Origin of the sequence: Streptomyces axinellae (genome assembly GCF_039532135.1) — a bacterium.
Classification (GTDB): domain Bacteria; phylum Actinomycetota; class Actinomycetes; order Streptomycetales; family Streptomycetaceae; genus Streptomyces; species Streptomyces axinellae.
This window is the reverse complement of record NZ_BAAARJ010000001.1, coordinates 564,792-572,466: the sequence shown is the minus strand read 5'-3', so window position 1 is coordinate 572,466 and position 7,675 is coordinate 564,792. Positions and strand designations below refer to the sequence as shown.

4 protein-coding genes are annotated in these 7,675 nt (G+C 72.1%); 3 read left to right on the top strand and 1 reads right to left on the bottom strand.

All coding sequences use genetic code 11. The features are described 5' to 3' along the window. The first annotated feature begins 504 nt into the window (after positions 1–504). Positions 505–954 (top strand): PTS sugar transporter subunit IIA, encoded by a 450-nt coding sequence (locus ABD339_RS02350; RefSeq protein ID WP_344561566.1) that lies wholly within the window; start codon positions 505–507, stop codon positions 952–954. A gap of 140 nt (positions 955–1,094) precedes the next feature. After that, a complete protein-coding gene (ptsP, locus tag ABD339_RS02345) occupies positions 1,095–2,765 on the top strand; it encodes a phosphoenolpyruvate--protein phosphotransferase (RefSeq protein WP_344561562.1) in 1,671 nt (556 codons plus the stop codon). Between the two features lie 96 nt (positions 2,766–2,861). Here ptsP and ABD339_RS02340 read toward each other — a convergent pair whose 3' ends face one another. Then, the gene (locus ABD339_RS02340) at positions 2,862–4,874 is read right to left on the bottom strand and encodes an acetoacetate--CoA ligase (RefSeq protein WP_344561560.1); all 2,013 of its coding nucleotides are present in this window, start codon (positions 4,872–4,874) and stop codon (positions 2,862–2,864) included. Between the two features lie 265 nt (positions 4,875–5,139). Between ABD339_RS02340 and ABD339_RS02335 the strand changes: the two genes are divergently transcribed. Next, a complete protein-coding gene (locus ABD339_RS02335; RefSeq protein WP_344561558.1) occupies positions 5,140–7,641 on the top strand; it encodes a glycoside hydrolase family 31 protein in 2,502 nt (833 codons plus the stop codon). Positions 7,642–7,675 lie beyond the last annotated feature (34 nt).

Sequence of the window (7,675 nt, the reverse complement as noted above, 5' to 3'; positions counted from 1 at the left end):
AAAGGAAGGGACTTTTTCAAAGGAACCTCAACCCACCGGAAACCCGGCAGATCGGGGTATCAACATATCTGGCGTTGACTTTTGGCACGCTGTTGAGTTCTCAAGGAACGGACGCTTCCTTCGAAACCATCTCACCGGCTTCTCCGGGCGCTTCCCTTTCGGTGTCTCCAACTCTACCACTTCGATTTCCCTGCTCCGAATTCGGGGTGCGAGCGAACGCAATCCGTCAACGGAGCGAAATCGAAAGGAGATTGGATGCCGCCCTCGCCATCGGCGCCGGGCAGGGGTACGACCGTACAGGCCGGGTCGTGGGGAGGCAAATCGGTTCTGCGTCCTGCTTCCCCGCTCGGTGCGGGGTCGGGAGGGCGGGTTGGGGGTGGGCGGCGCGCCCGTGCACTCGTGCGGAACCCTCTGTTCCTATGACTTACGCTTCTGACCGGTGCGCCGTCCGTAGAGGTAGCGACGGCGGCTGATCGAAACTCCGCTCCCTGGGAGGCCACCCACATGACCACCGTGACGTCCCCTTTGGCCGGACGTGCCATTGGCTTGACCGCTGTGCCCGACCCGGTGTTCTCCGGAGCGATGGTGGGGCCCGGCACCGCCATCGACCCCGTGAGGGAGAAGACCGAGGCGGTGGCGCCTGTGGACGGGATCGTCGTCTCCCTGCATCCGCACGCGTTCGTCGTCGTCGACTCGGACGGGCACGGGGTGCTGACGCACCTGGGGATCGACACCGTGCAGTTGAACGGCGAGGGTTTCGAGCTGCTGGTGGCCAAGGGCGACACCGTGACCCGCGGCCAGTCCATGGTCCGCTGGGACCCGGCGGCCGTGGAGGCGGCGGGAAAGTCGCCGGTTTCTCCGGTCATCGCGCTGGAGGCCACCGCCGAATCGCTCAGCGGGCTGGTGGACGAGGGCGAGATCGAGGCGGGACAGCCGCTCTTCGGCTGGAGTTGACGCACGGGCCCGGCTTGTTCCCTTCCTTATTTCTTTATCTTTCTCGTGCCGCGCGGGAGCCAACGGGCCTCGCGGATGTACGGGCCGGGCAGAACCACCGCGGGGGCCTCGGGGCCGCCGCTTGACCGGAGACGGGTGAGATGGACACAACGCTTCGAGGCGTGGGTGTGAGCCACGGGGTGGCGATCGGCCAGGCTCGGCACATGGGTACCGCTGTGCTGGAGCCCCCGGCCGAGCAGATCGCCACCGAGGACGCACCGCGCGAGCAGCAGCGGGCGCGGCAGGCCGTCGATGCCGTGGCGGCCGACCTGATGGCGCGCGGGAATCTCGCCGGCGGCGAGGCCCAGGCCGTGCTGGAGGCGCAGGCCATGATGGCGCAGGATCCTGAGCTGATGGCCGATGTCGAGCGGCGGATCGCCGTCGGGAGCACGGCCGAGCGAGGGGTCTATGACGCGTTCGCCGCCTATCGGGCGCTGCTCTCGCAGGCCGGGGACTACCTGGCGGGCCGGGTGGCCGACCTGGACGATGTGCGGAACCGTATCGTCGCCCGGCTGCTGGGCGTTCCGATGCCGGGGGTCCCGGACAGCGACGAGCCGTACGTGCTGATCGCGCGGGACCTGGCGCCGGCGGACACGGCGCTGCTGGACCCGGCTCTGGTGCTCGGGTTCGTGACCGAGGAGGGCGGGCCGACCAGTCACAGCGCGATTCTCGCGCGTGCGCTGGGGGTTCCGGCCGTGGTGGCGCTGCCGGGTGCGGGCGGGCTGGCCGAGGGCACGGTAGTGGCTGTGGACGGCAGCACCGGCGAGGTCGCCGTGAACCCGACCGAGGCGGAGCGTGAGGCGCTGGCGCGGGATGCCGAGGAGCGCAAGGCGGCCATCGAGTCGGCGACCGGGCCCGGTGCCACGTCGGACGGGCACAAGGTGCCGCTCCTGGCGAACGTGGGCGGTCCCGCGGACGTGCCCGCCGCCGTGGAGGCGGGGGCCGAGGGGGTGGGGCTCTTCCGAACGGAGTTCCTGTTCCTGGACGACAGTGAGCGGGCGCCGTCGGAGGCCAAGCAGGTCGAGGCGTACCGGCAGGTGCTGGAAGCCTTCCCCGAGGGGCGGGTTGTCGTACGTGTGCTGGATGCGGGTGCGGACAAGCCGCTGGAGTTCCTGACCCCTGCCGACGAGCCGAATCCGGCTCTGGGTGTGCGGGGTCTGCGGACGCTGCTGGATCATCCCGAGGTGCTGCGGGGCCAGTTGAGCGCGCTGGCGAAGGCTGCCGAGGGGCTGCCCGTCTACCTTGAGGTCATGGCGCCCATGGTGGCGGACAGGACCGACGCGAAGGCGTTCGCCGACGCGTGCCGGGAGGCGGGGCTGCACGCGAAGTTCGGGGCGATGGTGGAGATTCCGTCGGCCGCGCTGCGGGCGCGTTCGGTGCTCCAGGAGGTGGAGTTCCTGTCGTTGGGCACCAACGACCTGGCGCAGTACACGTTCGCCGCCGACCGTCAGGTGGGCGCGGTCTCCCGGCTTCAGGACCCGTGGCAGCCCGCGCTGCTGGATCTGGTGGCCGTTTCGGCCGAGGCGGCCAAGGCCGAGGGCAAGAGCTGCGGGGTGTGCGGTGAGGCCGCGGCGGATCCGCTGCTGGCCTGTGTGCTGACCGGGCTCGGGGTGACCAGCTTGTCGATGGGGTCCTCGGCGATTCCGATCGTGCGGGCGCAGTTGGCGAAGCACACGCTGGCGCAGTGCGAGCGGGCGGCTGCGGCGGCACGGGCCGCGGATACGGGGCCGGATGCTCGGGCCGCCGCTCAGGCGGTGCTGTCCGGGGAGTGAGCTTCCGGGGGGCGAGGTCCGTTGCCGACCCCCCGGTCCGCCGTGGTTTCTCGCGCAGTTCCCCGCGCCCCTGACAGGGGCGCGGGGAACTTTTCGTCATGCGCGCTCGGTCGCCAGGCCCGCGTAGAAGTCGAGCAGGCCGGGATTGTCGACGGAGCCGGGGTTGACGGCCTTCTCCATTGCGGTGCCTTGGAGGAGTCGTTTGACCGGGACTTCGAGGCGCTTGCCGGTGAGGGTGTGGGGGACGGCCGGGATCTCGATGATCTCGTCGGGCACGTGGCGGGGCGAGAGGCTGTGCCGGATGGTCTGCTTGACGCGGGCGCGCAGGCCGTCGTCGAGGACGGCGCCCTCGGCGAGGTGGACGAACAGCGGCATCCAGTAGCCGCCGTCGGAGGTTTCGACGCCGATGACGAGGGATTCCCGGATTTCGGGGAGGCGTTCGACGGCCTCGTAGATGTCGGCGGATCCCATGCGCACGCCCTGCCGGTTGAGGGTGGAGTCGGAGCGGCCGTGAATGATGACGGTGTTGCGGCTGGTGAGGGTGATCCAGTCGCCGTGGCGCCAGACGCCGGGGTACATGTCGAAGTAGCTGTCGTGGTAGCGGGATCCGTCCGGGTCGTTCCAGAAGCGGACCGGCATGGAGGGCATGGGCTGGGTGACGACCAGTTCGCCGACCTCGTCGGTGAGGGGCTTGCCGTGTGGGTCCCATGCCTGGAGGTCCACGGCGAGGGAGGGGGCCTGAAGCTCTCCGGTGTGGACGGGGAGGGTGGGGACGGCGCCGGCGAAGCAGCTGCACACGTCGGTGCCGCCGCTGACGGAGGCGATCCACATGTCTTCGGACACTTCGTCGTGGATCCATCGGAAGCCGTCGGGCGGGAGCGGGGAGCCGGTGGTGGCGACGCATGTGACCTGGGCGAGGTCGAAGTCGCGGCCGGGGTGGAGGCCGGCTTTGCGGCAGGCCATGACGTAGGCGGCGGAGGTGCCGTAGACGGTGGTGCCGGTGCTCTCGACGACGCGCCACTGGGCAGAGGTGTCGGGGTATCCGGGGCTGCCGTCGTAGGTGACGACGGTCGCACCGGTGAGGAGCCCCGAGATGAGGAGGTTCCACATCATCCAGCCGGTGGAGGTGTACCAGAAGAAGCGGTCGCCGGGGCCGATGTCGTTGTGGAGGGTGAGCTGCTTGAGGTGTTCGATCAGGATGCCGCCCTGGGACTGGACGATGGCCTTGGGCAGCCCGGTCGTACCGGAGGAGTAGAGGACCCACAGCGGATGGCCGAAGGGGACTTGTTCGAAGCGGGGTTCGGTCTCGCCCGTGGTGAGGTCCGCCCACTCCAGTGCGCCCTCGGGTGCGGGGGTGCCCAGCAGCGGGACGTGGACGACGGCGCGGAGGGTGGGCAGTTCGGCACGGAGTTCGCTGACGGTCTCGCGCCGGTCGTGTTCCTTGCCGCCGTAGCGGTAGCCGTCAACAGTGAACAGGACGACGGGCTCGACCTGCTGGAAGCGGTCCAGGACGCTGCGGGCGCCGAAGTCGGGGGCGCAGGAGGTCCACACGGCGCCGACGGCGGCGGTGGCCAGCAGGGCGGCGGCAGCCTGGGGGATGTTGGGGAGGTAGCCGCTGACCCGGTCACCGGGGCGTACCCCGAGACGGCGCAGCGCTTCGGCGAGCGAGGCGACCTGGGAGCGCAGCTCGGCCCAGGTGACGTGAGTGGGCCGGTGGGATTCGTCGACGTGGAGGATGGCGGGCTGGTCTGCGTGGGCCGGGTCGTCGGCGGTGCGCAGCGCGTGCTCGGCGTAGTTGAGGGTGGCGCCGGGGAACCAGGTGGCTCCGGGCATGGCGCTGTCGGCCAGTACGGTCTCGTAGGGGGTGGTGAACCGGATGCCGGACCACTGCGCGAAGGCGCCCCAGAAGGTGGCCAGTTCCCGGGTGGACCAGCGGTGCAGTGCCCTGTATGAGGCGACCGGATTGCCCGGGTCCGGTGCCGGGGCGCCGTGGTGCCGGGCCGCCCAGGTCTGGAAGCGGATCAGGCGGGTGGCGGCGAAGCCGGCGGGGTCGGGGCGCCAGAGGGCCTCGGGTCCGGCAGGGTGCGAGGTGCTGTCGGCTGGGGTCATTGCGGCTCCCTGGCTTGCTGTGCGCGGCTTCGCGCGTCGGCCTTCTCCCCCGCGCCGCTGTCCGGAGCCGGGGTTCCGGCCGGGTCAGGGCTGCGTGCGGGTTGGGCAGGACGATGCCACGTGATCATCTGTTGTGCCAGGGCGGGAATCACACCGTGCGGGTGCGGCGGATGTGGCGTGGCCAGGGGTGGCCTGCGGTGACCGGGGGGTGAACGACGGCTGAACAGCGCTGACGGGGCCCGTCGTCGATGGCAGGCTGAGCGGCATGGACGCGCGTGACCTGGTGCGGTCGGTAAGAGTGTTCGGTTCGGGCCAGGGGGTGCGGGCCCTGCGTTCGGCGTGGCGCGGACGGCGGCCGGACGCGGCCGGGCTGCCCCGGCAGCGGCCGGAGCGTGCCCGTACTCCGGGGGAGACGGTGGGGGCCGAGCAGGGGCCGGGCGGCGGGGTGATCCGGTTCGCGCGCTCGGAGTTGTACGTGCGGGTGACCGTGGGCGGGCCGGTGTTCCTCGGTTGGGACGGTGCCGGTCCCGAGCCGTCGTACGCGCTGGCGGGCGCGTGTCCCGATCCGGATCCCAGGGCCCGGCTGGAGCCGGACAAGGACGGCGGCTGGCGGGTGGTGTCCGAGCGCATGCTGGTGGTGGTCTCCCGGCGCGGCGGCGTGGAGGTACGGACGCCGGGCGGTGCGCTGTTGCGGCGGGATCTGCCACCCCGGTGGTGGGAGTGCGAGCAGGAGGCGCGCGCGCGTGAGGAGGCGCGACCGGCCGGGGAAGTCCGGGCGGCTGAGGGTGTCGGAGGCTCGGAGCGCGGGGGCGGTGAGGGGGCGGGGGGAGCAGGCGGTGAGGGTGGGTCGCGGTGGATGCAGCGCTCCGAACTGCCGCCGGATGCCCGGTTCTTCGGGCTGGGCGGCACTTCGGCCGGCCCCCGGCTGCGGGAGGGTGTCCACCGGCTCTGGAACGCGGGTCCCGGCTCTTCAGGGCCCGGCGACGATCCGCTCCACATCACGATGCCGGTGTTGTTGAGCGTGGTGGACGCGGGCACCTTGCTGGTCTTTCACGACAACTCCTGGGACGGCACGGTGTCCGTACGGGAGGGCTCGGAGGGGCTGGGCTCGGGGCACGACCGGCCCGCTCGCTGCGAGATACGGATGAGCGGGGGCCCGATGCGCTACTGGCTGGTGGCGGGCGCTCCCTCACGTGTGCTGCACGGCTGGGCGGCGCTGACGGGCGCGCCCGCGCTGCCGCCGCGCTGGGCGCTGGGGCATCAGCACGCGGGGCGGGGGCTGGGCGGCGAACGGGAAGTGCGCGGGGTGGCCGAGGGCTACCGCGGCAGGGGGCTGCCGCTGAGTGCGCTGCACCTGGATGCCGGCCACTACCGTGACCACCGTGTCTTCACGGTGGATGAGCGGCGCTTCCCGGATCTGCCCCGGCTGGCGGCGGAGCTGCGGGGCGACGGGGTGCGGCTGGTGTCACTCGTCGGCCCCGAGGTGAAGGCAGAGGCCGGGTACGCGGTGTACGACAGTGGGATGGCCGCCGACGTGTTCGTGCGGGATGCGCGCGGACGCGAGGTGATGGGGGCGACGGGGCCGGCCGACGCGGTCTTTCCGGACTTCACGGATCGGCGGGTGCGCAAGTGGTGGGGCGAGTTGTACGCGGAGCGGCTGGCGCAGGGGTTCGCCGGAGTGGGGCACGGCATGAACGGGCCCGCTGTGCGCTCCGGGTGCGCGGCGTGCTCGGCGCTCCGGATATTCTCCCCGTTCCGCCCGCCGGTGGACCGCGCGCTTCCGCTCTCGGCGCGGCACGCGCTGGAGGGGCGGGGCGGGGACCATCGGGAGGCGCACAACGTCTACGCGCTGGCGATGGCCAAGGCCGGTCACGCGGGGTTGCGGGAACTGCGGCCCGGGCAGCGGCCGTTCGTGTTCTCCGGTTCGGGCTGGGCGGGAATGCAGCGGTACGGCGGGACGTGGTCGGGGGAGGTGGCGACCGGCTGGGAGAGCCTGCGCGCCTCGCTGTCGCTCGTACTGGGGCTGGGGCTGTGCGGGGTGCCGTACTCGGGTCCGGACATCGGCGGGCGCGCGGAAGGGCCCTCCCCCGAGTTGTATCTGCGCTGGTTCCAACTGGGCGCGTATCTGCCGCTTTTCCGTACGCGTACGGCCATGGGGCCCGGGCCCGGGGAGCCGTGGGAGTTCGGCGCCGAGGTGTTGGAGGGCGCGCGTGCGGCGCTGGAGGAGCGGGAGCGGCTGATGCCCTACTTCGTGACGCTGGCTCAGTTGGCGCACCGTACGGGTGCTCCGTATGTGCGCCCGGTGTGGTGGCAGCACCCCAGGGACCGGGCGCTGCGCGACTGCGAGGACGCGTTCTTGCTGGGGGACGCGCTGCTGGTGGCGCCGGTGCTGGAGCCGGGGGCCCGGACGCGTGAGGTGCGGCTGCCGAGCGGACGCTGGTACGACACGGCGACGGGGCGGGCCTACGAGGGCCCGCGTACGGTTCGGCTGGCCGCGCCCCGCGGGCGGATTCCGGTGCTGGCCAGGGCGGGCGCGGCGGTGCCGGTGCGGGGCGCGGGCGGGGAGACGGAGCTGGAGGTGTGGCCGCCGGCTCCGGGACGTACGGGCAGCGGGCTGGTGATTCCCGACCCGGGCGAGGGGTGGGACCGCCCGGAGGCGGAGCGGTTCACGGTGCGGGGCACGCGGGATGGCGGGGTCGTGGTGGAGCGCGAGGACCGGGGCGCCGTGGGGTACGCGGTCCGGGTGCGGACAGTGTGCGAGGGCTGACCGGGTACCTGGGGGCGAAGGGGCCGAAGGAGCG

What these genes read in the sequence shown, in the direction of transcription:
- ABD339_RS02350 (WP_344561566.1), top strand. Translation starts at nt 505, where the DNA reads ATGACCACCGTGACGTCCCCTTTGGCCGGACGTGCCATTGGCTTGACC.
- ptsP (WP_344561562.1), top strand. Translation starts at nt 1,095, where the DNA reads ATGGACACAACGCTTCGAGGCGTGGGTGTGAGCCACGGGGTGGCGATC.
- ABD339_RS02340 (WP_344561560.1), bottom strand. Translation starts at nt 4,874, where the DNA reads ATGACCCCAGCCGACAGCACCTCGCACCCTGCCGGACCCGAGGCCCTC.
- ABD339_RS02335 (WP_344561558.1), top strand. Translation starts at nt 5,140, where the DNA reads ATGGACGCGCGTGACCTGGTGCGGTCGGTAAGAGTGTTCGGTTCGGGC.